The sequence below is a fragment of the Hymenobacter swuensis DY53 genome, assembly GCF_000576555.1.
GTDB classification, from domain to species: Bacteria; Bacteroidota; Bacteroidia; order Cytophagales; family Hymenobacteraceae; genus Hymenobacter; species Hymenobacter swuensis.
This window is the reverse complement of record NZ_CP007145.1, coordinates 3,056,110-3,080,398: the sequence shown is the minus strand read 5'-3', so window position 1 is coordinate 3,080,398 and position 24,289 is coordinate 3,056,110. Positions and strand designations below refer to the sequence as shown.

General features: G+C 60.4%; 15 protein-coding genes. 9 read left to right on the top strand and 6 right to left on the bottom strand.

What is annotated here, in order from left to right; genetic code table 11:
* The first annotated feature begins 149 nt into the window (after nt 1–149).
* On the top strand, nt 150–839 hold the full coding sequence (locus tag HSW_RS14545; RefSeq protein WP_071883116.1) for a DUF1361 domain-containing protein: 690 nt from the start codon (nt 150–152) through the stop codon (nt 837–839).
* Nucleotides 840–893: 54 nt separating this feature from the next.
* On the top strand, nt 894–2,315 hold the full coding sequence (gene dgt, locus HSW_RS14540; RefSeq protein ID WP_052346469.1) for a dGTP triphosphohydrolase: 1,422 nt from the start codon (nt 894–896) through the stop codon (nt 2,313–2,315).
* A gap of 83 nt (nt 2,316–2,398) precedes the next feature.
* Here dgt and HSW_RS14535 read toward each other — a convergent pair whose 3' ends face one another.
* Nucleotides 2,399–5,629 carry an AsmA family protein gene (locus HSW_RS14535; RefSeq protein ID WP_155832992.1) on the bottom strand — a complete coding sequence of 1,077 codons (3,231 nt, stop codon included), beginning with the start codon at nt 5,627–5,629 and terminating at the stop codon, nt 2,399–2,401.
* Nucleotides 5,630–5,850: 221 nt separating this feature from the next.
* On the opposite strand from HSW_RS14535, the gene HSW_RS14530 reads away from it, so the two are divergent.
* Nucleotides 5,851–6,162, top strand: coding sequence for a DUF6686 family protein (locus HSW_RS14530; protein WP_155832991.1), 312 nt, complete (start codon nt 5,851–5,853; stop codon nt 6,160–6,162).
* A gap of 119 nt (nt 6,163–6,281) precedes the next feature.
* On the opposite strand, the gene HSW_RS22945 is transcribed toward HSW_RS14530, so the two are convergent.
* Both HSW_RS22945 and HSW_RS14520 read right to left on the bottom strand, forming a co-directional pair.
* Nucleotides 6,282–9,242 carry a heparinase II/III domain-containing protein gene (locus HSW_RS22945; RefSeq protein ID WP_155832990.1) on the bottom strand — a complete coding sequence of 987 codons (2,961 nt, stop codon included), beginning with the start codon at nt 9,240–9,242 and terminating at the stop codon, nt 6,282–6,284.
* A gap of 203 nt (nt 9,243–9,445) precedes the next feature.
* Nucleotides 9,446–9,922: a nucleoside deaminase gene (locus HSW_RS14520; RefSeq protein ID WP_044002520.1), complete on the bottom strand. Its 477-nt coding sequence runs from the start codon at nt 9,920–9,922 to the stop codon at nt 9,446–9,448.
* Between the two features lie 746 nt (nt 9,923–10,668).
* Between HSW_RS14520 and HSW_RS14515 the strand changes: the two genes are divergently transcribed.
* Together HSW_RS14515 and galB are read left to right on the top strand one after the other, a co-directional pair.
* Nucleotides 10,669–12,273 (top strand): alpha-N-arabinofuranosidase, encoded by a 1,605-nt coding sequence (locus HSW_RS14515; protein WP_052346467.1) that lies wholly within the window; start codon nt 10,669–10,671, stop codon nt 12,271–12,273.
* A 147-nt stretch (nt 12,274–12,420) separates the two neighbouring features.
* The gene (galB, locus tag HSW_RS14510) at nt 12,421–14,895 is read left to right on the top strand and encodes a beta-galactosidase GalB (protein WP_044002519.1); all 2,475 of its coding nucleotides are present in this window, start codon (nt 12,421–12,423) and stop codon (nt 14,893–14,895) included.
* Between the two features lie 86 nt (nt 14,896–14,981).
* Here the strand turns inward: galB and HSW_RS14505 are convergent, their stop codons facing one another.
* The 3 genes from HSW_RS14505 to HSW_RS14495 form a co-directional block, all read right to left on the bottom strand.
* Nucleotides 14,982–15,581, bottom strand: coding sequence for a glutathione peroxidase (locus HSW_RS14505; RefSeq protein ID WP_044002518.1), 600 nt, complete (start codon nt 15,579–15,581; stop codon nt 14,982–14,984).
* Between the two features lie 138 nt (nt 15,582–15,719).
* The gene (locus HSW_RS14500) at nt 15,720–16,754 is read right to left on the bottom strand and encodes a LacI family DNA-binding transcriptional regulator (protein WP_044002516.1); all 1,035 of its coding nucleotides are present in this window, start codon (nt 16,752–16,754) and stop codon (nt 15,720–15,722) included.
* A gap of 137 nt (nt 16,755–16,891) precedes the next feature.
* Nucleotides 16,892–17,965, bottom strand: a complete 1,074-nt coding sequence (locus HSW_RS14495; RefSeq protein ID WP_081768419.1) for a glycoside hydrolase family 43 protein — start codon at nt 17,963–17,965, stop codon at nt 16,892–16,894.
* A 597-nt stretch (nt 17,966–18,562) separates the two neighbouring features.
* Here HSW_RS14495 and HSW_RS22940 point away from each other — a divergent pair.
* The 4 genes from HSW_RS22940 (at nt 18,563) to HSW_RS14475 (ending at nt 24,227) form a co-directional block, all read left to right on the top strand.
* Nucleotides 18,563–20,695, top strand: a complete 2,133-nt coding sequence (locus tag HSW_RS22940) for an RICIN domain-containing protein (RefSeq protein ID WP_052346466.1) — start codon at nt 18,563–18,565, stop codon at nt 20,693–20,695.
* A gap of 115 nt (nt 20,696–20,810) precedes the next feature.
* Nucleotides 20,811–21,845 (top strand): glycoside hydrolase family 43 protein, encoded by a 1,035-nt coding sequence (locus HSW_RS14485; protein WP_052346465.1) that lies wholly within the window; start codon nt 20,811–20,813, stop codon nt 21,843–21,845.
* Nucleotides 21,846–21,984: 139 nt separating this feature from the next.
* Nucleotides 21,985–23,088, top strand: coding sequence for a cellulase family glycosylhydrolase (locus tag HSW_RS14480; RefSeq protein WP_197031882.1), 1,104 nt, complete (start codon nt 21,985–21,987; stop codon nt 23,086–23,088).
* 74 nt (nt 23,089–23,162) lie between these two features.
* A complete protein-coding gene (locus tag HSW_RS14475; protein ID WP_044002515.1) occupies nt 23,163–24,227 on the top strand; it encodes a glycoside hydrolase family 43 protein in 1,065 nt (354 codons plus the stop codon).
* Nucleotides 24,228–24,289: the final 62 nt, after the last annotated feature.

The window sequence follows — 24,289 nt, the reverse complement described above, 5'->3', positions numbered from 1 at the left end:
GGGCCGGTCGTCGTTCGGGACCGTCTGAATGACAACATAACAACAGCAGCCCCCGACAACTGACAACTGGTGGCTAACCGGAACACACCAAACGCGGCAACCTTACGTTACCATCGGCGGTTAAAAATTCCGTACTTGTGTGTATGCCGATGTCCGTTGCTGTCTTGTCTCTGCCCCAACTGCGCCAGCGCCTGAACTTGCTGCTGGTGCTGGGCGCGTCGCTCACGCTGAGCGTGGTGCTGATTACCTTCCGGGTTTTCCTGACGCACAAAATTTCCTTCGTCTTTCTGCTCTGGAACCTGTTTTTGGCCCTGATTCCGTTCGGTCTGAGCACCATGCTAGGGCTGTCGGCGGGGCGGCTGCGGGCGCGGGTACTGCTGCCGGTAGGGGCGGCCTGGCTGCTGTTTTTCCCCAATGCGCCCTACATCCTCACCGACCTGTTTCACCTCGAGCCCCGCGTCGGCGTGCCCTACTGGTACGATCTGGCCCTGATTCTGAGCTGCGCCTGGAACGGGCTGATGCTGGCCTACGCTTCTCTTACCGATATGCAACAGCTGGTAGCGCGCCGGCTGGGCGCGGGCGCGGGCTGGGCGTTTGCCACGGTGGCCTTGCTGCTGAGCAGCTTCGGTATTTACCTGGGCCGCTTCCTGCGGTTTAACAGCTGGGACATTCTCACCAACCCAGTCACGCTGTTCTATGATATCGTGAGCCGGCTGCTGCACCCGGCCGCGCACCGGGGCACCTGGGGTGTTACGCTGCTCTACGGCGTGTTTCTGCTGCTGGGCTACGCCACCGTGCGCCTCCTGGGCCGGCTGGGAGAGGAGCGAGGAGAGGCGTAACCGGCTGCGCCAGACGTGGCGTATATGCGCTGGTCCTGTTACCTTGCCCGCCCTATGCTCCACCTCACTCCCGACGAGAATTCCCCCGCCCCCATGAGTTGGCAGCGCCTGCTCAGCCGCCGCCGCTACCCCGAGCAACCCCAACTCCACGTTGTCACGGATGCGCCGCCGGTACGCGGGGCCTTTGTGCAGGATTACGACCGGGTGGTGTTCAGTTCGGCCTTCCGGCGGCTGCAGCGTAAAACCCAGGTGATGCCGTTGCCCGAAACTGACTTCGTGCACACGCGCCTCACCCATGCCCTCGAAACGGCCAGCGTGGGCCGCTCCCTGGGCCGCCTCGGGGGCCGGCTGCTGCTCGAAGAAACCGAAGGCCTCGCCGTACAGCTTCCGCACCTGGATAGTGACTTCGGCGACATTGTGGCCGCCGCCTGCCTGGTCCACGACATCGGTAACCCGCCTTTCGGGCACTCGGGCGAGGATGCCATTTCCACGTATTTCCGCAGTGCCGCCGCCGAGCCGTTTGTGCGCATGCTTACGCCCGCCCAGCGCGCCGATTTGCAGCAGTTTGAAGGTAACGCGGCCGGGTTTCGCACGCTTACACACACGTACGCGGCGCACAGCAGTAGCTCGGCCGGCCTGGGACTGACCTATGCCACGCTGGGGGCTTTTTCAAAATATCCCCGGCCTTCCGTGGTGGCAGAACCAACGCTTACAGGAGGCGTGAGCGAGAAAAAATACGGCTACTTTCAAACCGAAGCTCCACGTTTTCACGCGGTAGCGCAGGAGTTGGGGCTACTGCCTAAAACGGGTGATACTGCGGAAGTTGGCACGTTTCATCGGCATCCGCTGGCTTTTCTGGTAGAGGCCGCCGATGATATCTGTTACCGCATTATTGATCTGGAAGATGGCCTGAAGCTGGGACTGATTCCGTGTCAGCAGGGACTGGATTTACTGCGGGAGCTGCTGGGCGATGCGCCCGACCGCCGGGGCTCCGTGGAGTGGCGCGACTGGCGCGAGGAATTGGGTTACCTACGCGCCCGCCTCATCAATCGGCTGGTGCAGCAAACCGCCCGCCTGTTCGCCGATCGCGCCCCTGCGCTGCTGCGCGGCCACGCCGACGAGCCATTGGTGCAGCAGCTGGATTGCTGGTCGCAGCTGCAGGAAATCGGCCGGCTAACCCGGCAGCATCTCTACGAAAGCCGCCCGGTGCTCGAAATTGAGGCGGCGGGCTTTGAAGTGCTGGCCGGCCTGCTCGATGCCTTTCTGCACGCTACCTTCGACCCGCAGCAAAGCCCCCGCTCCCGCAAACTGCTGCAGTTGCTGCCGGCCGAGTTTCGGGCCGTCGGGCCGCAACAGGGTGCTACGCCCTACGAGCAGATTATTCTTCTCACCGATTACATCGGGGGCCTTACGGATGAGAATGCGCTCAGCCTGTTTCGTACCATTCACGGGGTTGGGCTGCCGGGCCGCGTGTAAGTAAATTCCGTTGTCGGTTCTACCTGGAGTACTGTGAGCCACATCTTCCTGCCCATTGGGCTGCACCGCCGAATGGCCGGTGCTTATTGCAGCAGGCTAAAGGTGGTGTCGAGGGGCTGTACGCGAAGGAGCTGCCGGTACCGGGTCTGCAGTTCCTGCTGTAGCTGGCGCTGCTCCTGTTTCTTGAACAGGCGTACCTTGTAGCGCGTGCCCGGCATCCGTCGCAGGTTCACGAACACCAGTCCCCGGCTGGGGCGGCGGGTAGCTTCACCGCTCTTGATGCGGGCAATGCGCTTGTTGTTGTTGCCCAGAAGGGCCTGCAGGGGGCTGAGGCCTACGTATAAGTTCGCACTGCCATCAAGACCATACTCGCCGGTTACCTGCATATCGGTGAGGTTGCTGCTCAGGTTGAGGCCCGGAATGAGCACTTTGCCCGCTTCCAGCACAAAGCGCGGCTGTACCGGCTCGAAAAACAGGTGGCTGGTGCGTTTGGCGCTGAACATGCGCAGGGCCTGCATAAGCGCCTCCACCTGCAGCAGCTCCAGGTTACGCAAATCGGTGCGCAGGAATGCGTGCGTCTGGGCCAGGCGCGGCAAAAAGGTGTTATCGAGGTCGGTGCGCACGTCGGCTTCGGCCTGCATAGTGCCCCGGATATTCTCCGGTCCCAATACATCGAAGCCCAACTCCTGCGCCAGCGCGAACAGCTCCGGCAGCTGCACCTGCTGCACCCGCACCTGGGCGTGCAACGGGTGATGGTTCGCCCCCGAATCGGTTTGCAGAATACCCTTCAGCTGCAGCTGCCCGCCAAAAGCCTGCATCGAGCATTCTTCCACCCGTGCCCTGCCTGTCTCCAGACGGCTCGTCAACCGAAAATTCCGGCCGCGCAGGGCTCCGTAGTGCATCGCATCCGCCGTTACGCGAACCTGCCCCGTCACGGTGCCATCAAGAAAAGGGGAGGGCGTGCCGGCTGCCCGGCGCGGTCGGCTGCGGGTGCTGTCGGTGGGTTGTTCCGGTACCGTACTCAGGGCCGCCAGCAGCTGCAGCAGCGCTTGCACATCCAGCGTGGCGTAGCGAAGGTCCAGGTCGGCACGGGCGCGGCTGAGGTGGCGGCCAGCCAGCCGCGCACTGGCACTGATGCGGCCTTCCCCACCCATGCCCGTCCGGAACGTAAACGCCGGAATCTGAAAGTCGGGCCCGTTTTTTTTCAGCCGGACCTGCACCTGAGTCAACTCGTCGGAGCCGGGCAGCTGCAGCCGGTCAATGGTGGCCGTAACGTCGCTGTTAGCCGCCAGCAGCACGTCACGCAGCGTTGGGTCGGGCGCTGCCTTGGTGGGCCGGCGACTTGGGCGGGTGATTCGGGCCAGTAGCTGCTGGTAGCTAAGGGCGGGGAAGTGCACTGCCAAGCGGGCCGCTATGGGCTGCAGGTTTAGGGTATCGGTAGGCCAACTGACCAACCCGCTGAGCTGCCCTCCCCACACTTCTACGTGCAGGTCGCGGAGCTGCACATTGTGGCCGTCGTGGCGCACCGTGGCGGCCATGCGCCGGAGTGTATCGTGACCTACCACCAGCCGCTGGCAGCGCAGGGCCACATTCAGCCGCAGGCCGGGTGGCAGAACATTAAGGGCGCGGGCGGCCAGGGCCTGGTTGCGGGTTTCGCCCGCCCGGCGTGGCTGGGCCGGCTTTTTGCGCCCACCGCTGGGAGCCGCCAGCAGGCGGCGCAACTCATTCAACTGAATTTCATCTACCGCGAAAGTGCCCTCTACGCGCGTAGTGGAGTGCTGCCCACTGAAATAGGCCAGCAGATGGGTGGTGGTAGCATTGGCCTGTACGCGCATGCCGTTGAGCCGGCCCGCTAGGTTTTCCAGCCGCCAGATGCTGTCCTGCAGCCGCACCTGTACGTTCAGATTGCTCATGCGGGCCCGGCGGCTCGGAATATCAAAGGTGGCATTCTCGAGGCGTACGGTGCCCCGGGCGGAAATGGGCGGCAGCAGCGTATCGGCCAGCAGCGCCCGGCGGGTAGTGCGGTTCGGAATGGCTGGCAGAATTCCGTTCAGCTCCAGATCCAGTGCCGCCTGGCCCTGGCGCGCCCGCCACAAATCGGGTACCACCACTGACGCCAGCGTCTGCAGCTCCGTACGCCCGCGTACGTGACCCCGCAAATGGGGGCGGGTAAAATCGCGCACCAACAGCACCGCATCCAGCTGGCCGGCTTCCGAGTATAGCCGGCACTGGTCAAACCGCAGCGACGTGGTGCGAGGCGTGTGGCCCGGCCCGTTGTCGAAGGTACCCCGGGCGTCCCAGCGCTTAATCCGCCGCGCCGAATCGGCCCACTGCACCTGGGCGTTGCGCATGGAAAAATGTAGCACCGTGCGTGGTCGGGTGGTAGGGCCGCTGAAGCCCCGGATGGTATACTGAATATGGGCGTGACTGGGGCTCCGGGCACCACGCAGAAACCGCTCCAGCCCAGGCGGTAAGGCCGTATGCAGAATCTCCAGCAACGGCTGATTGCCCTGAAACGTGAGGTTAAGATGGGTGCCACGGAGTTCCGTAGGGCTGGCGCCACGGTGCGTGCCATTTACCAGCACCGTGTCGCCGTTGAGCGTGGCGCGGGTACGCTCAAACGTGCCTTCCCGCCGCCGAAAATCATAGCGGTAGCGGATACGGGCCACCACGGGTTCCTGCTCAAACAGGTTGCCCCGGCTGCTGCGCAGATACACCAGCTGCCCATTCAGCCGCCCCCACACGTTTGCCTGTCCAGCCTGCACCTGCACCCGCAGCCGGCCCTGGCGCACGGAGGCTGAAAAACCGCCGTTATGAAGCTCGTTGCGGTCAATAACCCGCACGTTCAGCAGCAGCAGAGAATCCAGGTCGAAATCGGGGGGCGCTTTGGGCTGGCTCCGGCGCGGACCTTTGCCGCGCAGGCCCCAGTCGCGGCCCAGTGAGTCGGTCACCTGTCGGAACACGGCATCCCGGATGGTGAGGTGGCTGACCCGGAACTCACCCCGCCAGATGTGGCGCAACTCCAGCCGCACATCGGCCCGGCCGATCTGCAGGACCGGCACGGCGCGCTGGTAAGAGGTGTCCGTCAGGGAAAGATGCTGCACCGAAGCCGTGAGGTGCGGGAAGTCGCGCAACAGCGAGAAATCTATTTTCATCGGCCCCAGCACCAAGTCCGACTGACGGGCCAGGCGTTGCCGGATAAGGTGTTCCAACTGCTGCCGTCCCCAGTGCGTGCCCAGCAGCCAGCCTCCTGTTACCACCGCCAGCAGCAGCCCCACAACAGAAAAGGCCAGTACACGGCGGAACAAAGGCATTTTCATAGAAGCGCGAACGGACAGGTAGCAGGTTAGTCGTTGGCTTCTACGCAGAAACCGCGCTCCGTGTCGCGTCGCTCTCCAGAAATTACAGATCCTCTAGTATGGGCTTTCTGCCCTAGCCAACTGACGTAGGAGAAGAAATATGGCTGAATTTTATTTATACAAATTCTAAATAATTATACTTGCAGCTGCCTGCTCACTTTTGAACAGTATGTTTTATGGCTCAATTCTTTCATCACAACGATTTCGGGTATTGCGCCCGCTGCCCGCGCACCCGGCATCTGCATGTCTGTTTCGGTAATGTGGCCTTAGCTACTACGCCCGAGGAGTTTCAGGAATTCCGCCGTTCCGTGGGCGAGACCTGGCAGCACCACTGCCTACGCACCCACGATCCGGAAGCGCGGTGCATCGCCCTGCGTACTTCTGCCCTCCGGCTGGCCCTGGTATTCTCATTGGTAGAGCTGACCCAACTCCGCGACATTCTGGAAAATACGGCGCTATTGCTGGAAGTGGAACTGCTGCTGCAATAAACGGTTTCGTACCGGTCCAGCGGCTGCAAGCAGTCGGACCGATTGCCGTCAGCTGATATCACGAGGTAATACCAGCGGCATACGAGAACCGGACCGGCGGACCGAAGCCCTCAACGCCGCTAATGTGCCACCAGGATCCGGAGGGGCGAGGTCAGTGGGTAGCCGGCCGCATCAACGGCCCGCAGGAAATACACCCCGGTCGGCAGGGCCACCGTGGATAGCACCGTTTGCGTCAGCAGTGACTGGCGTAGCACTACGCGGCTCCGGCTATCCAGCAGCTCTAGCCCGGAGGCCGCCGGAAAAGTACCGGGAGCAGTAACGCGCAGCAAGTCGTGAGCAGGTACTGGGGCGGCCTGCAGAACTGAGGTTACAGCCGGAGCTGCCGCCACCGGCACCACGCCCGAGTAGGCAACGGTGCCGTCCAGATTCTGTTGTTGCAGCCGGTAATACACCATTTCGGTCGGTGCCGTGGGGTCAGTATAGGTGTAAGAAGTGGTGCCGGCCGTGGTGCCTTTGGCGGGCATGAAGTCAATGGTGCGGAAGGCAGTATCGGTGGGGCTGCGGCGCTGGAGTGCGAATCCTCGGTTGTTGATTTCCGCCGCCGTCTGCCAGCTAAGCACCACGCCCGCTTGTTTGCGCTGGCCCGCAAAGCTCACCAGCGTAACGGGCAACGGCTGGGCGGCCGTCTGTACCGTTAGGGCTGAAGCGGCTTCCAGCTTGATGGTCAGCTGCTGCGTGGCTGAGTTATACGAAGATGTCTGCACGCCCGCCCCGGCCACCGGTCCGGGGGCGGTAGTCAGGTGTACTACCAGCGTGGTGGCCCGGTCGGCGTAGCCCACGTAGCCGCCGCGCGTGTCCCGCTGCCAGCTGATGGTAGCCCGCCGGCTGGCTTGCAGCAGCACCGTTGGGCCATAGTGTAGCTGAGTGCCCTGATCGAGAAACAGCTGAGCCGGCTGCCCCGTGTAATCAACCGATAAAAAGGTGAGCCGGGCATCCGACGCCAGGATTTCGGGTAGGCCGGCAGCCGTGGTCAGCAGCGTGTCGGATTGGGTGAAGGCGGCGTCCTGGAAGCCATGACTGGTGGCTGTGAGGGCGGCGGTGGCGGCGGTACTGCGGGTGGTAAACTTCGCCGTAGCCGCCGTGGCCTCGCCCGGCACCAACGCCGCCAGGAATTGCGTCTGGGTGCTGGCGGCCGATTGTACAAGCAGCGTCGTGTGGTTTTCCGGCGTGTTGTAGGCCAGTTCGTGGGCGTTGGTAGCTTTCCCGAAGGTGGGAGCCGGCCCCGGCGTAGTCACGTGGGCCCGCAACTGCACCCCGCTTTTCTCCCAGCTGGCTTCTTCATCGGTAAAGGCCGCCTGAAACGTGCCGGTAGTGCTGGTGCCGCCTTCCAGCCCGTAGCCATGCAGCTGCCAGGTATAGGTGTGCGGCACCGGGGCCACCACAAAATCGGCCAATAGTATGTACTGGTTGCGAATAAACAGTGTTTTGCGAATGATGGAAGCGCCCTGATACGTAGTGTGGGCCTCACCGAATGCCAGCTCCGGCGTGGCAAAGGCCGTGGGCAGACTCACGGGCGCGTCGTTGGGGCTGCCGGCCGTGCCGATGGCCGGGCCATTGCCGTCTACCAAAATCAGGTTGTGGTTGTTGGCCTGGCCCACTTCGGCGCGACGGCCGTAGCTCAGGTAGCCGGCATCCAGGGCCAGCAACTGCCCCCGGGCGTGCAGCATAAAGCTGGTGGCATCGGCCTGGTTGTGGCCCCCGGAGTTGGCCTGGGCCGCGCCGCTTTTGCCGTACACATGGAAATACGTGGCCAGCGAATCGGAGCCGGAGCGAAAGATGAGGTTGCCACTGGACGGCAGGTGGGTGAGGGTAGGGCGAGTTACGGGCGTCGGTGTGGGCAAAGCGGCCAGGTAGGCGGCGCGCATGTCCACGGTGGCGTCGCGGAGCTGGGCCGTGAGGGTGTTAAGCTGACTACTGCCCAGGCGCGCGAGGTGCAACGGCTGCACGTAGCGGCCGTGGCCGGTGAGGGCCAGCTCCGGCATGCCCATGTCCACATAGGAGTCTTCCAGAGCCGGAAAGCGGCCGTCGGGCATAGTAATGGCGCTCATCCACTCATAGAGCCGCTCGTAGCGCGGGTCGGAATACGGGTTCGGGATGATGCGCGTGAGGCCGTTGTAGGAGCAGGTGAAGCTGGCCTTCGGCGCAAACTGGCCCAGCGCCCGAATAAACGGCAGGCAGTTCAAAAAGGCGTATTTGAAGTAATACGGCCCCTCGGCATAGCCCGCCACCGTCGTCGGGTCCGACTGCCGCTGGGCATCTTCCCAGAGCACATTGTCGAGGTGGAAAAGTCCAGCGTTGATCCAGTTAACGGGCTGCTGATTGACGTCGGGGCTGGTAGCGTCGTTGAGCACCACGGCGGCCATGCCCAGGGCTGCGGCCGTCATCAGAGCGTGGTTGTTCTTGATCTGCCGGAAAAAGTACACGCCCAGAAAAGGCCGGTTCGATTCCCGGTATAAATTCCCGGCAAATTGCTGCAGCCGGGTGCGGGCGGGCTCCAGCTTTGCGGCCGGTACGCCGGCCCCGCGCAATAGGTCATACGCCACCAGGTAGTCAATCAGCTCCTTAGAGCGCCACTGCCACTCGGTGTACGTGGTGCCAGCAAAGCTGGCAAACACCTCCACGGCTGGGTTCAGGCTTTCCAGCACCGCCACCGCCCGCGCCTGGTACGCCTGCCGCTCGGCCTCGGGCCACTCCGCCAGCGTGCCCGCCAACGGCTGCCGGTTCACCAGCAGCAGAAACGCAGCATTCTTGGCAAACGTAGCCCGGGCCCGCCGCCCACTCGCCGACGTGTTATCCGCTGGTGGGTCGCCCAGGCTGTTCTCGTAAAGTCCGCGATACAGGGCCGCCGGCCCCGGCGTCAGCAGGGAAGCCCGTAGCACCGGCAGAGCCTCCGGCGTTAGCAACGTGCGCGGGTAGGTAGTGGTGGCATTGGCCGGTTGCCACTGGCCCACCTGCGCCCGGCTGCTGAATGAAATCGAAAGAAAAAGTAAGGCAATAATAAGTACTCGGTTCTTTAACACGGATTCCTGGTTTTATACAAAATGCACAATGCGTAGTAGCGCACGGTGCCAGTTTAATGCCAGGGCCGGATAAAGAGTTTCCGGTATGTATAAAATAGGTCTACACGCTGTAAAGGCCGAAAATAAAATACCCGCCCTTGTCTAAAATCAGGACGGGTATTCCAGAATCAGGACAATTGACGCTTGGCCAATCAAAGGAATGTTTAATAATCAGTACGTCCTTCTTTCTGCTGCCAGGCCCGGAAGCCGGCCAGGGCTTCTTCACGCAATAATTCCACCATTGGGATGCGCCGGCCGTCGAGGGGCTTTTCCAGTTCCTCATAAATAAACTGGTCGTCGAAGCCAATGGCAGCCGCGTCCTGCTTATTGTTACCGTAAAAAACGCGGCGGGGACGGGCCCAATAGATGGCTCCCAGGCACATCGGACAGGGCTCACAGCTCGTGTACAGGTCGCAGTCGTCCAGCTGAAAGGTGCCCAGGGTAGCGCAGGCCTTGCGGATTGCATCTACCTCGGCGTGGCAGGTTGGATCATTGGTGCTGGTTACCTGGTTGAAGCCCCTGGCAATAATTTGTCCGTCCTTCACTACCACCGCTCCGAAAGGGCCACCAAAGCCAGCCTGCATTTTCTCGATGGATAAGCGAATGGCTTCGCGCATAAATTCAGGATTAGGAGTATCCATAGAGGAGCAGTGCCGGAAGAGGCAGAAAAAGTTTGAAAAATGACAAATAGTGAAAAACTGCGCAAAATACATCTAAAAGCCCGTTTTCACTACTGCGGAGGTAATTGATACGCATAGCCACTTGGGTACCGGCTAGTTGGCATTGCCGCAGAGTTTTGATTTTTTTCGGGACTCTATGCAACCTTTCCCGGCCCTCAGCGACTCTCTATCGTGTAGACACTATAGAAGCTGTTCTGCAGTGGCTTAATTCAGTAACGGGAAAGTTTTCTGGCCCGATAGTTGTTTTGAGCAATACTGAAAGAATAGTTTTTTTAGGTGTTTTGGTTGTGGAAAAGGGGCGGCTCACTGAGTCGCCTTTTTTTATGCCTGATAATGAGCGTGTTGCTGTTATCGTAGCTCGGGTGGAGAGATATGCTAATTGACTACACGGGTTAGCTGATTGAGCGTATGGCTGATGGAGTGCTACGTGACTATTCTCCACGACTGCAGTCCATTGCGGGGGTAACAGGTTGTTCATTTGCATCCGAATAAATAGGTAGCGATGCAAACGTTTGCTATGGGCACAAACGATTGTGCGAAAAAAGTCGGAGTTTAGGGTCATGAAAGTCATCAGACGGCTAGTGGCCTTCAGTAATCTGCTTGAAAAAGGAGGTGATACGTGAATCGACGCCGCATTTGACTCTTCCTGAATTATGCTTTGGAGTACATACGCCTCGAAAGCACATTTTCGACTTACTATTTTGGCCATGCCCAACCATTCGTTTTTTGTATTGAACCAGCCCTGCTGTTCCCGGCGGAAGCAGCTGGTACGTGTTGCTCTGGCTCCCCTGCTAAGCCTGCTGCCGCTGCTGGCCCCGGCCCAAACGGTGCAGATGACCGTGCAGCCGGGTACCCCAAAGTTGGAAATCAGCCGGCATATTCAGGGGCAGTTCGCGGAGCATCTGGGCCGTTGCATTTACGGCGGCATCTGGGTGGAGGAGGGGCTGAACGTGCCGAAACAGGGCCGGATCCGGCTGGATGTAGTGGAGGCGCTGCGTAAAATCAAGGTACCTAACCTGCGCTGGCCCGGCGGCTGCTTTGCCGATACATACCACTGGCGCGATGGAGTAGGCCCCACAGCCCAGCGCCCCAAAATGCTGAATATGTGGTGGGGTAATAATCTGGAAGACAATAGCTTTGGAACGCACGAGTTTCTGGAGCTGTGCCAGTTGCTGGGCACTGAGCCCTACCTGGCCGCCAATGTAGGCAGCGGGACGGTGCAGGAAATGGCCGGCTGGATGGAGTACCTCAATTCCAACGATGATACGCCGTTGGTGCTGGAACGCCGCAAAAACGGTCACCCTGAGCCTTATAAAGTGAGCTGGTGGGGCATCGGCAACGAAAGCTGGGGCTGCGGTGGCAACATGACAGCCGATTATTACACGGACGTGTACAAGCGTTACGCCACCTTCGCTCACAACTACCCGGCTTCACCACCACTGAAGAAAATTGTGAGCGGCGCAAACGGCGACGACGCCAACTGGACGGAAACGTGCATGAAACGGATTCCGCTCAACCAGATGTGGGGACTCACGCTGCACCAGTATACTCTGCCCACCGGCAGCTGGAGCGGTAGCAAAGGCAAAGCCACGGGCTTTGGTGAACAGGAGTATTTTAATACGCTGCGCAACGGCCTCAAAATGGAAGCTATTGTTACCAAGCACGCGGCCATTATGGACCGGTACGACCCGGAGAAGAAAGTGGCCCTGCTGGTAGACGAGTGGGGAATCTGGACCGATGTGGAGCCGGGAACCAACCCGGGCTTTTTGTATCAGCAGAATACCCTGCGCGACGCGCTGCTGGCCGGAACTACGCTCAACATCTTCAATAACCACTGCGACCGGGTGCGGGGGGCCAACCTGGCTCAGGCTATCAATGTGCTGCAGGCTGTTATTCTCACGGAGAAGGAAAAGATGCTGCTCACACCTACTTACCACGTTTTCGACCTCTACCAGGTGCACCAGGATGCGCAGTACCTGCCGCTGCAGTTCCAGAGCCCTGATTACGTGCTGGGCGGGGAGAAAATTCCGGCCCTGAATGCTTCGGCCTCCAAAGATAAGAATGGGGCGGTGCATATTTCCCTCGTTAACCTGGACCCCAATAAGGCGCTGACGCTGGAAACCGTGCTGCCCGGCGTTAGCTGGAAAACAGTATCGGGCCGTATCCTCACCTCGGCCAATGTAGCTGACTACAACACGTTCGATAAACCAGCCACCGTGAAGCTGGCTGACTTCAAAGGCGCAAAGAAGAAAGGCAGCAATCTGGCCGTGACGCTGCCGGCCCGGTCGGTAGTGGTGCTGGAACTGAAGTAGCCGGCCGGGTGCCCTGTGGCTATCTTGCCACCTGGTTTTGCAAGCCCGTGCCGGGTGCCCGCGCAATTCAGCAATGAACACCTGAGAGTTCTTTTTTTATCTGGTGACCTGGCCAATAGAAACCGTCAGCCGCCCGTTTTTTACCCTATGTTCCGTCCTTTCTCTTGGCCCGCACTGGCCCTTCTGTGCGTAGTATCCGTTCCTGCCGCTGCGCAAACCCGTCAGGAAACCCTGCTGACCACCGACTGGAAATTCACCAAAGGGGATGTGCCCGAGGCCTCCCAACCTGATTTTAAAGATGCCAAGTGGCAGACCGTGAGCGTGCCCCACGACTGGGCCATCTACGGCCCATTTGATGGCAACAACGACTTGCAAACCGTCAAGATTGAGCAGAACCAAGAGCAGAAGGCTACCCAGAAGGCCGGCCGCACCGGCGGGCTGCCCTTCATTGGTACCGGCTGGTACCGTCGGCAGCTGACGGTGCCCAGTTTTGGGCCCGGTAAGCGGGCCGTGCTGCTGTTTGATGGGGCCATGAGCGACGCGCATGTATTCGTGAACGGCAAGGAAGTGGGGGCCTGGCCCTACGGCTACAACTCCTTCTCCTGCGACATTACCGACGCGCTCCGGCCCGATGGCCGGAACGTGCTGGCCGTGCGGCTGCGTAACCAGCCGGAAGCCTCGCGCTGGTACCCCGGTGCGGGCCTGTATCGGAACGTGCACCTGGTAGTAACCCAGGATGTGCACGTCCCGGTGTGGGGAACTTACCTCACTACGCCCGAAATCAACGCCAACTCTGCCAAGGTAAAGCTGCGCACGAAGGTGGAAACCCCCGGCATCGCCGCGCAGTCGTTGCGCCTGGAAACGGAAATCCGGGACGCGGCCGGGCAGGTAGTGGCTACCACCACGACCACGCTGGCCCCCCCCAGCGGGCAGGAATTCGAGCAGAACCTAGTGGTACCCAAACCGCAGCTTTGGTCGCCGGAAACGCCGGTTCTTTACTCCGCGTCCTCGAAGCTCTACAGTGGCGACGTGCTGAAGGATGAGTACCGGACGTCGTTCGGGATTCGTTCGTTCCGGTTTGAGGCCAACAAGGGCTTCTCCCTGAACGGGCAGCCGCGCAAGTTCAAAGGCGTATGCAACCACCACGACCTAGGCCCGCTGGGCGCGGCCGTGAATACGGCCGCGTTGCGCCGTCAGCTGACCCTGCTGAAAGACTTGGGCTGCGACGCCATCCGGACCACCCACAATATGCCCGCCCCGGAGCTGGTAACGCTTTGCGACGAAATGGGCTTCATGCTGATTGTAGAGTCGTTTGATGAGTGGAAAAAGCCCAAAGTAAAGAACGGCTACAGCCAGTATTTCGACGCGTGGTCGGAGAAGGACCTGGTGAATATGGTGCACCACTACCGCAATAATCCGTCGGTTATCATGTGGAGCATCGGCAATGAGGTGCCCGACCAGTGGGCGCCTGGCGGTGTGGCCATTGCGCAGCGGCTGCAGGATATTGTGCACCGCGAAGACCCCACCCGCCCCGTCACGGCCGGCATGGATCAGTTTGACGCGGCTGTGGGCAACGGCTTCGCGGCCCTGCTCGATGTGCCGGGCTTCAACTACAAGCCCAGCCGTTACCCCGAAGCCCGCGCCAAGCTGCCCCAGGGCTTTATGCTGGGCTCCGAAACGGCCTCTACGGTGAGCAGCCGGGGCGTGTACAAGTTTCCGGTAGAATTGGCCAAGCAGAAAAAATACCCCGATAATCAATCCTCGTCCTATGACCTAGAGGCCTGTGTGTGGTCCCAGACGCCCGACGAGGAATTTGTGCAGCAGGATGCGCTGCCGTACCTGATGGGCGAATTCGTGTGGACCGGTTTCGACTACCTGGGCGAGCCCACGCCCTACGACGAGGCCTGGCCCTCGCACAGTTCCTACTTCGGTATCATGGACCTGGCGGGCCTGCCTAAAGACCGGTACTACCTCTACCGCTCCCGCTGGAATACCGCCAGCCCCACGCTGCACCTGCTGCCCCATTGGACCTGGCCCGGCCGCGAGGGCCAGACGACGCCCGTGTACTGCTACACCAACTACCCCTCGGCCGAGCTGTTCGTGAATGGTGTAAGCCAGGGCCGCCAGAGTAAAGCTCCTTCTGATAAGCTCCAGACGCAGTTCCGCCTGATGTGGAACGACGTGAAATACGCGCCCGGTAGCATTAAGGTGGTGGCGTACGATGCCGCTGGCAAGGCGGTGGCGGAAGAGGAAGTGCGCACTGCCGGCCAGCCTCACCACCTCCGGCTGGTAGCTGACCACAACCGCCTCACGGCCGATGGTCAGGACTTGGCGTACATAACGGCCCGCGTGGAGGATGCGCAGGGCAACCTTTGCCCTAATGCCACCAATCAGGTGCAGTTCACTGTGCGCGGCCAGGGCCGGTTCCGGGCCGTTGCCAACGGTGACGCGACCAGCCTGGAGCTGTTTCATCAACCCCGGATGCACGCTTTCCACGGCCAGTTGGTGGCTACGGTGCAGGCGACTACCCAAGCCGGTTCGGTGGAGGTGAAGGCAACTGCCAAAGGCCTGCCAGGCGCGGTGCTGAAGCTGGAAACAGGCAGCGCATCGGCTCCTAAATAAAAAGCAGCCCTTCCTGAATACAAAAAGAGCGGACCAACATGGTCCGCTCTTTTTGTTAAAAAACGTCGGAGTCTTGTTCAGACAGCTTATTTGCCAGCGCCCTTGATGCTGCCTATCACCGTATCGCTAAGCGGGGAAACGGCGGGGCCGAAGTAGTTCAGCAGGCGGCCGTCCTCACTGACGAGGTACTTGGAGAAGTTCCAGTCGGGGGCCTGCTCGTTCCAGCCGTTGCGGCCGGCATCTGAAAGCCACTGGTAAACCGGATGCTGCGCGGTCTGCTTTACTACCACGCTTTTCTTCATCAGCGGAAACGACACGCCAAAGTTTACCTGGCAAAACTGGCTGATGGTTTTATCATCGTCTTTTTCCTGCTCGGCAAAGTCGTTGGCCGGGAAACCCAGCACCACCAACTCATCCTTAAACTGCTCCGAAAGCTGCTGTAGTTCCTCGTACTGATTCGTAAAGCCGCAGTTGGAGGCCGTATTTACCAACAGGACTTTCTTGCCTTTCAGGTCCTGAAACGCCAAGCTCTGGCCGCTGTTTAGTTTGCTGTCGAGCTGGTAGAAAGAAGCCGGACTAGCTATCTGGCCCTTATTCTCCAACACCTTGCCCCGGTTACTGGACTTCGACAGACGCATGATGAGGGGATACAGCAGCTTAAGCGCTTTCTGACGGAATGAGGGCATGGACGTGATGATTAGTGAAGAGTAGCCGGCGGTGATGGAGTAGCAACGCCAAACCCGTGAAGTAGCGGTAATAACCAGTTGCAGGCCGAAGTGTTGGGCGAGGCTGCAACCAGAAAAGCTATTGTTTGAGGCAAGCCGCTACGACTTCCCGCTTATCAGCAACGAGGACTCCCGGATCAGCAGGTCGGGCTGGAGTACAACGCGGCGGGGCGAAAAAGTCATGCTGCTTTCCTCCCGCATCTCCAGAAACAACCGCACGGCCGACTGGCCCATCTGTTCGCAGCGCTGGTCCACGGAGGTCAGCATGGGCTCAGTTAAGGAGGTGAACATTTCGTTGCTGAAGCCGACCAAGGCAATATCCTGCGGCACGCGCAGCTTCTGGCGCTTTAGCTCCTGCAAAGCCCCCACCACCGAAAAGTCGCTGGCAGAAAATACGGCATCGGGGGGAGTAGGCAGCTCCAGCATTTGCTGCATTCCCCGGATGCCGTCTTCCAGGGTCATGTCGCAGTAAAATATCAGCTCTTCCTGCAGCGGCAGGCCCGCTTCCAGTAGCGCATCAATGTAGCCCTGGCGACGGTGTTTGTAGATGTTCAGGTGCTGGGGGCCACCAAAGTGGGCAATGCGGCGGCAGCCCTGCTTAATGAGGTGCTTGGTAGACTGGTAGCCGCCCTCCCGGTCATCGAGCACCACGGCACTTACGTCAAGGCCATCGAGCACCCGGTCAAAAAAGACCAGCGGAATTTCCTGCTTGCGCACCTTCTCGAAGTGGCGGAAGTCGCGGGTAGTGCGCGACATAGACACCAGAATACCCTCCACCTGCGCGCTGAGCAGGGTTTCGATGTTTTTCCGTTCGTGCGTTACGTCCTCATTCGACTGGCAGATCATGATGTTGTAGCCAGCCTTGGAGGCAACAGTTTCAATGCCTTTCACCACCATCGTGAAAAAGTGGCCATCAATGTGCGGTACCAGTACCCCCAGCAGATTGCTCCGACCTTTGCGTAAGCCGGCGGCCATATGGTTAGGCTGGTAATGCAGCTCCTTGGCCAGCTTCCAAACCTTCTTCTTGGTAGCGTCGCTGATGCCGGGATGGTCGCTCAAGGCCCGGGAAACCGTGGAAACCGATACGCCCAGTTGCTGGGCAAGGTCCGTGATGGATGCTTTAATTCGTGCCAAAGCCTTATCGCTTACTCAGGAAGGTTTATGCAATATACTGCGCAAAAGGCGTGCAATTACCTGTGCAAAGGTACGCAACGAAACCGGCACCGTTGCGGTAGCCTTGCGTACCTTTGAGCATGAGCTGCGGCCTATGGCTAGGGCAGGGGCTGCGGCGTGTAGGTGGGGCCCTGGCAGCGCGGCCCCTGCGCCGTCCAGGCCAGCTTATCAATACACAGCTGGCGCTCCGTCATTTCCTTGTTCCAGGCATGGTACACTAGGTACTCGGTTTTGCCATCGGGGCTCATGACGTGGGAGTGGTGTCCCGGTCCGCGTACGTGGTCCGCCACGGCAGCCAGTACCCGTGGCCCCTTGCCGCCGCCCGCTTCCGAATACGGCCCCATAATGCTGTCGGCCACGCAGAAATCCACGCCGTAGCGGGGCGTGAGGAAGTTGGCGCCGCTGTAAAAGCAGTAGTATTTGCCATTGTGCCTGCGCACAAAAGGCCCTTCCAGGGTGTGCCATTCGGGGAAAGTCTGGCCGCCGTATAGAGGCATCGTGCGGTTTTTCTCGAATACCGTCCAATCGTGGCGGGCGCGCATCACGGTACGGCTCTGTCCGGCCAGGCGGGTCATGTCGATGAGCTTATCCACTACCAGACCAGTGCCGGGGCGGTAGCCGTTATCGGAGTCAATAAAGTCGCGGGCGTAGAACAGGTACCACTGCCCATCGGTGTCCTGGAAGGCGTGGGCATCAATGGTGAACTTGCTGGCCGGCACATCCAGCAGGGCCGCCTGGGTGTAAGGGCCTTCCGGTGTTTTGCTGGTAGCCACGTGCAGGCGGTGCCCTATACTGGCCCCAATGGCCCCGCCGCCCATCGAGTAGTACATATAGAACGTGCCGTTGTGGTACACCACCTCGGGTGCCCAGAAGTCGGCCCCCTCGGCGCCGGTGGGCGGAGTGAGAGCCCCACCCGCCGGCTTCCAGTCCACCAGATTATCGGAAGTCAGCAGCGTGAAGATGCGGCCATCGGGGGTGCGGCCCTGGCCGGTGGTGCCAAAGGCGTAATAGCGCCCGTTATGCTTCAGCACAAATGGGTCGGGAAACTGGCCGGCGTACACGGGGTTGGTGTAGGTACGGGCGGCGGCGCGGGCGGCAGCCTGGTTTATCAGGGCCAGGGAAGCCAGGCCGGCGGCGGCTTGCTGAAGAAAGGTGCGGCGAGAATGGGGCATTGGAAAAGGATTGAAGACGGGTTTGAAAGTAACGAGGTAGCGCCGTGATACTTCGCATATCGGCGTTGTGTTCCAGTTGCTGGACCTGAGCAGCCGCCGGGGCATAGAAACTGCAAATGATGAACGGGGAGAAGGCCGGCTGGAGTAGGAAATGCATGGGTGAGTGAGTACTCAGGAGGAATAACTGAAAAGACAGTCAAATAAGAGCGCGGACAAGATGCAGATAAATGTGCAAACGTTTGCATTATTTATATCCGAAGATTAGCTTGCACCGCTTCGGGTGGAATACATAGCACGGCTGCATCCTTTCATATGCCTGTGAGATGAATGAACCACCACGTACTCTTCGAAAGCCAGCTCTATTCCTGGATGCCACAGGCCTGCTGTGCGGCGGCAGATTCATAATTTCTGCCATACTCCGGGTGAGCGGGAGTTTGCGCCAACGCCTCCGTCTTATACCAGCCGGAAAGACCGGTTTGCCCGGTTTTCGGCTGCTTCAGGCCGGATAGCCGGTTTGAACAGCTTCGGCGGCCTGGCAGCCGAATCCCTTTACTCCGCACTTGCTCCACTACCTACCTAAACCCCACCACAACCACTATGAAACACTGCTTCCTTTTTCTGCAACTGGCCCTGTTTGCGTTAGGCCTTGCGCGGCCGGCCGCGGCCCAGACCAGCGGCAACCCGGTAATACCCGGCTACCACGCCGACCCAGAAATGAACTACTTTAACGGGCGCTACTACATTTATCCCACCTCCAATGAGGGCACCGGCGGCCAGGACTTTCACGCGTTTTCCTCCGCCGACCTCACCAACTGGCGCGACGACGGCGTGATTTTCGATGTGGGCCCGCAATGCGTGTGGGCCGACTACAACGGCTGGGCGCCCTCCGTGGTAGCTCGCAACGGCAAGTACTACTTCTATTACTCGGCCGAGGTAAAAATTGGGGTGGCCGTGGGCAACTCGCCCACCGGCCCGTTCACCGACCTGGGCCGCCCGCTTATTGGCTCCGACCCCTACACGGTGGATATCATCGACCCGCACGTGTTTGTGGACGATAATGGGCAGGCCTACATCTACTACGGCGGCTCTAACGGCAGCAAGCTGGTGATGCGCCGGCTCAACGCCGATATGGTGAGCCTCACGGCCGATGCGCCCGTGAATATCACGCCTCAGAACTACACGGAAGGGCCATATATAGTGAAGCGCAACGGGCTGTACTACATGACCTACTCCAACGGCTCGTGGTTTAACGCCAGCTACAACGTGCAGTACGCCACCAGCACCTCGCCCGCCGGCCCCTGGACGTACCGGGGCTCGTTGCTGTCGTCGGATGCCCAGAACCAGGGGCCGGGCCACCATTCCATCACCAAGATTGCGGGCTGTGACGAGTACTACATCACTTACCACCGCTACCAGAACAACAACTTCTCTACCCGCTACGTGGCCATCGACCGGCTGTACTTCGCCGCCGACGGCTCCATGCAGAAGGTGAATATGACCAACTACGGCGTGGCTCCGCGGGTGCCCGGTGGTGTGTGTCCGGTGAACAATCTGGTATCGGGCGGCACGTACAAGCTCACGCACAAGGGCACGAACCAGTGCCTCGACGTGGCCGGTAACAGTCCGAACCCAGGCACTAACGTAGCCCAGTACACCGACAACGGCAACGATGCCCAGCGCTGGATTGCGACGCTGCAAACCGATGGCCACTACAAGCTCACGCACCGGGGGACCAACCAGTGCCTCGAAGTAGCGGGCAATAGCGCGGCCCCCAACGCCAATGTGCAGCAGTACACCGACAACGGCAGTGACGCCCAGCGCTGGCGCATGGAAGCCGTGGACGGTGGATTTTACAAGCTCACCCACAAGGGTACCAATCAGTGCCTCGACGTGGCTAATAACAGCAGTGCCCCCAACACGAATGTGGCCCAATACACCGATAACGGCAGTGATGCGCAACGCTGGCAGCTTACGCTAACGAATCTGGATATCGTATCGGGCGGCACCTACCGGCTTACCCACAAGGGTACCAACCAGTGCCTCGATGTGCCCAATAGCTCCACTACGCCCGGCCAGGCCCTGCACCAGTGGACGGATAACGGCTTTGATGCCCAACGCTGGGTGATTACGCTGGAAGCCGACGGCTACTACAAAATCCGGCACCGCAACACCAACCTCTGCCTGGAAGTGGCTGGCAACAGCCCCAGTGCCGGGGCCGTGGTGCAGCAGTGGACGGATAACGGCAACGACGCCCAGCGCTGGCAGATTGTGAGTCTGGGCGACGGGTATGTGAAGCTGGTACATAAAGGCACCAACCAGTGCCTCGATGTAGATAACAACCTCTCTAACCCCGGTACCGCCGTGCATCAATACACCGACAACGGCAACGATGCCCAACGCTGGAAACTGGACCTGATGCCCGTGCCGCTGAACAGCGGCCGCACCGCCCTGGCCGCCCGCGACGAAGCCCCGGCCGGCAGCCTCACCGCGTATCCCAACCCCGCCAGCACCAGTGTCAGCCTCTCGTTTGTGCCCCAACGGACGGGCGCGGCCAGCCTGGATGTGTACAGCAGCACCGGACGGCTGGTGCGGCACCTGGTTCTGCAGGCTGCCGCTGGCGTGGCTAATACAACCCTGCTGCCCACCGAAACGCTGCCAGCCGGCCTGTACACCGTGCGACTGACAGCTGCTGGTAGCAGCCAGCGGTGCAGCATGGTAGTGGTGCATTAACCGGCTAAACCCCTCAACCCGAAGGGCAGTAGCTGCCTTCCGGGTTTCTTTTCTGTCGATTCCAATGATGCCGAATGCGGTGGCCAACTAACCAGAAACATCACTTTCATCCACTATGAACCTATCTGCTTTCCTCTGGGCCACATTGCTTGGTACCGGCCTCCTGGTTGGGCTGGCCCCGGCCGCGCTGGCCCAGCAAAAGCCCGCCACCGCGTTCAGCAACCCGCTGCGTGATGATGGCCCCGACCCGTGGGTGGCGCAGCACGGCGGCTACTATTACTACACCAACACGATGGGCCGCAACATCACGCTCTGGAAATCCAAAGCCCTGAGCGAAATTCGCAACGCCCCCGTCGCCGTAGTGTGGACGCCGCCCGCCACCGGCCCCAATTCCAGCCAGATCTGGGCCCCCGAACTGCACCGCCTCGATGGCAAGTGGTACCTCTACTACACGGCTTCCGATAAAACGGCTCCCGACGACAACCACCGCTACGTATTTGTACTGGAAAACAGCGCCACTGACCCTACCACCGGCACCTGGACCGACCGGGGCAAGGTGAACACTAAGTACACCGGCCTCGACGGCTCGGTGTTTGAGCAGGGCGGCAAGCGGTACTTCCTGTACTCAGCCTACGTGGGGCCGCAGAGCGTGCTGGCCGTTGCCCCCATGACCAACCCCTGGACTATAGCCGCCGACCAGGAGGTTGTCATTGCCAAACCCACGTTTGACTGGGAACAAGGCGGCGGCCGCCAGATTCTGGAAGGCCCCGAGTTTCTGCCCGGCAAGAAGGGCCAGTTGCTGGTGGTGTACTCGGCCAGCGCCTGCTGGGACGATAATTACTGCCTCGGTATGCTCACGGCTAAAAAAGGGGGCGACCCATTGAAGCCCGAATCATGGATCAAAACGGCCCGGCCGGTATTCAGGCCCTCGGCTGAAAACAGCGTGTGGGGCACTGGGCACAACTGCTTCACCAAGTCGCCGGACGGGCGCGAGGACTGGATTGTATACCACGCCAAAACCGCCGCCGACGGCAAGTGCGAGGGCCGCAGCTCCCGCATGCAGAAGTTCACCTGGAATGCTGACGGCACGCCCAACTTCGGCGTGCCTGTATCCTTGTCAGAGCCCCAGCCAAAGCCCTCGGGCGAGTAAACCCAAACCGAGGCAGAGACGCGTATTCACGTCGCGTCACTGAACGACAACGTCAGTACAAAAAACATCAGCAACGCTGAGACGCGTTTCTACACTCGTTCCGCAAACAGAATCCATTCTCCTTTCCATTGCCTTTTTCATGAAAAAGCTGCTGCTCTCCCTGCTGTTGCTGGCCGCCACCACCACCGGTACATTTGCTCAGAAAACCAAACTCAAAACCAAAGGCGCAGCGGCTACTGCGGCCGCCATGCAGGGGCAGCGGTGGTCGGCCGCGAAGGCCCACGCTTGGTACAGGCAGCATCCCTGGCTATCGGGGGCGAACTTTACGCCTAGCACCGCCGTCAACCAGCTGGAAATGTGGCAGGCGGATACTTTCGACCCGGCCACCATCGATAAAGAGCTGGGCTGGGCCGAGAGTATCGGCTTCAACACCATGCGCGTGTTTTTGCACAGCCTGGCCTGGCAGCAGGATCCGCAGGGCTTCAAGAAGCGCGTAGGCGACTATCTCGCCATCGCCGACAAGCACCATATCCAGACGATGTTGGTGTTTTTTGATGACTGCTGGGATGAGCACCCCAAACCCGGCAAGCAGCCCTCGCCCAAGCCCGGTATCCACAACTCCGGCTGGGTACAGGACCCCGGCGACCCGGCCTCCCGCGACTCGGCGACGTTCGTGAAGCTGAAGCCCTACGTGCAGGACGTGCTGCGCAGCTTCGCCAACGATAAGCGCATTCTCCTGTGGGACTTATACAACGAGCCCGGCAACAAAGGCGAAGGCAATGCCTCGCTGCCGTTGCTACGCAACGTGTTTGCCTGGGCCCGCGAAGTAAACCCGAGTCAGCCGCTCAGCGCCGGCCTCTGGAACTGGGGCCTGGTGGAGCTGAACACGTTCCAGGCCCTGAACTCCGACGTGATGACCTACCACAACTACGACGATGTACCCGCCCATGAGCGGGTGATTGAGCTGCTCAAAACCCACGGCCGCCCCATGATCTGCACCGAGTACATGGCCCGCCCCCGCAACTCGCGCTTCGTGAACATCTTCCCTTTATTGAAGAAAAACAACATCGGGGCCATTAACTGGGGCCTTGTGGATGGCAAAACCAACACCAAGTATCAGTGGGATGTGCCCATTGCCGATGGTGGCGAGCCAAGTGAGTGGTTTCACGAAGTATTCCGCAAAGACGGCACGCCCTACCACCAGGACGAAGCCGACCTGATCCGGAAAACGAACGGCAAATAGAACGAAAGCTAAAGGCTGGTTTTCCTCCTCGGATGAGGCGGGGAGCCAGCGTTTAGCTTAAATCCTGAATAGCTATGCTAAAGTCCTTCTACGCCAGTCTGCTGCTTGGTGCCGTGCTGCTGCTGGCCGGTCCTGCCCGGGCCCAGCAGCAGCCGGCCGGTGCGGCCACGTTTACCAACCCGCTGTTACCCGCCGGGGCCGACCCCTGGAGCATCTTTCACGACGGCTTTTATTACTACACGCACACTACCGGCCGCAACATCACGCTCTGGAAAACCAGGTCTTTGAGTCAGCTGCGCACTGCGCCGAGCAAGGTCGTCTGGACGCCGCCGGCCACCGGCCCCAACTCCCGCGAAATCTGGGCGCCGGAACTGCACCGTCTCAACGGTAAGTGGTACCTCTACTACGCCGCCGACGCCGGCCGCAACCCCGACCACCGCCTCTGGGTACTCGAAAACAGCGCCGCCGACCCACTGGAAGGCACCTGGGTGGACAAAGGCCAGATAACCGACGCCACCAACAAGTGGGCCATCGACGGCTCGGTGTTCGAAAACAACGGGCAGTTGTACTTCGTCTGGTCGGGGTGGGAAGGCGACGTGAACGGCCGCCAAGACATCTACCTGGCCCGCATGCAAAACCCCTGGACCATCGATGGGCCACGCCTGAAAGTCTCAACGCCGGTCTTTGCCTGGGAGCGAAACGGCGACCTGGGCCCCAACGGTGATCCACCCCACGTTGATGTGAACGAGGGGCCGCAGCTACTGCGCCACAACAGTAACCTCTACCTTATTTATTCCGCCAGCGGCTGCTGGACCGATAACTACGCCCTCGGTATGCTCACGGCCTCCGCCAGCGCCGACCTGCTCCAGCCCGGCTCCTGGGCCAAGTCGCCGACGCCGGTTTTCCAGCAAAACGCCGCTAACAAGGTGTACGCGCCCGGCCACAACTCCTTCTTTACCTCCCCGGATGGCACCCAGAACTGGATCCTGTACCACGCCAACGACGAGCCCGGCCAGGGGTGTGGCCGTTTCCGCACGCCCCGCGCCCAGCCCTTCACCTGGAATCCCGACGGCACGCCCAATTTTGGTAACCCGGTACCCGTCGGACAGCCGCTGGCCCGGCCTTCAGGCGAGAAGTAAGGTAGAAAAAAGGCCCGGTGTGCTACACAGCGGGCCTTTTTTTGAATATATACTTCATGTCG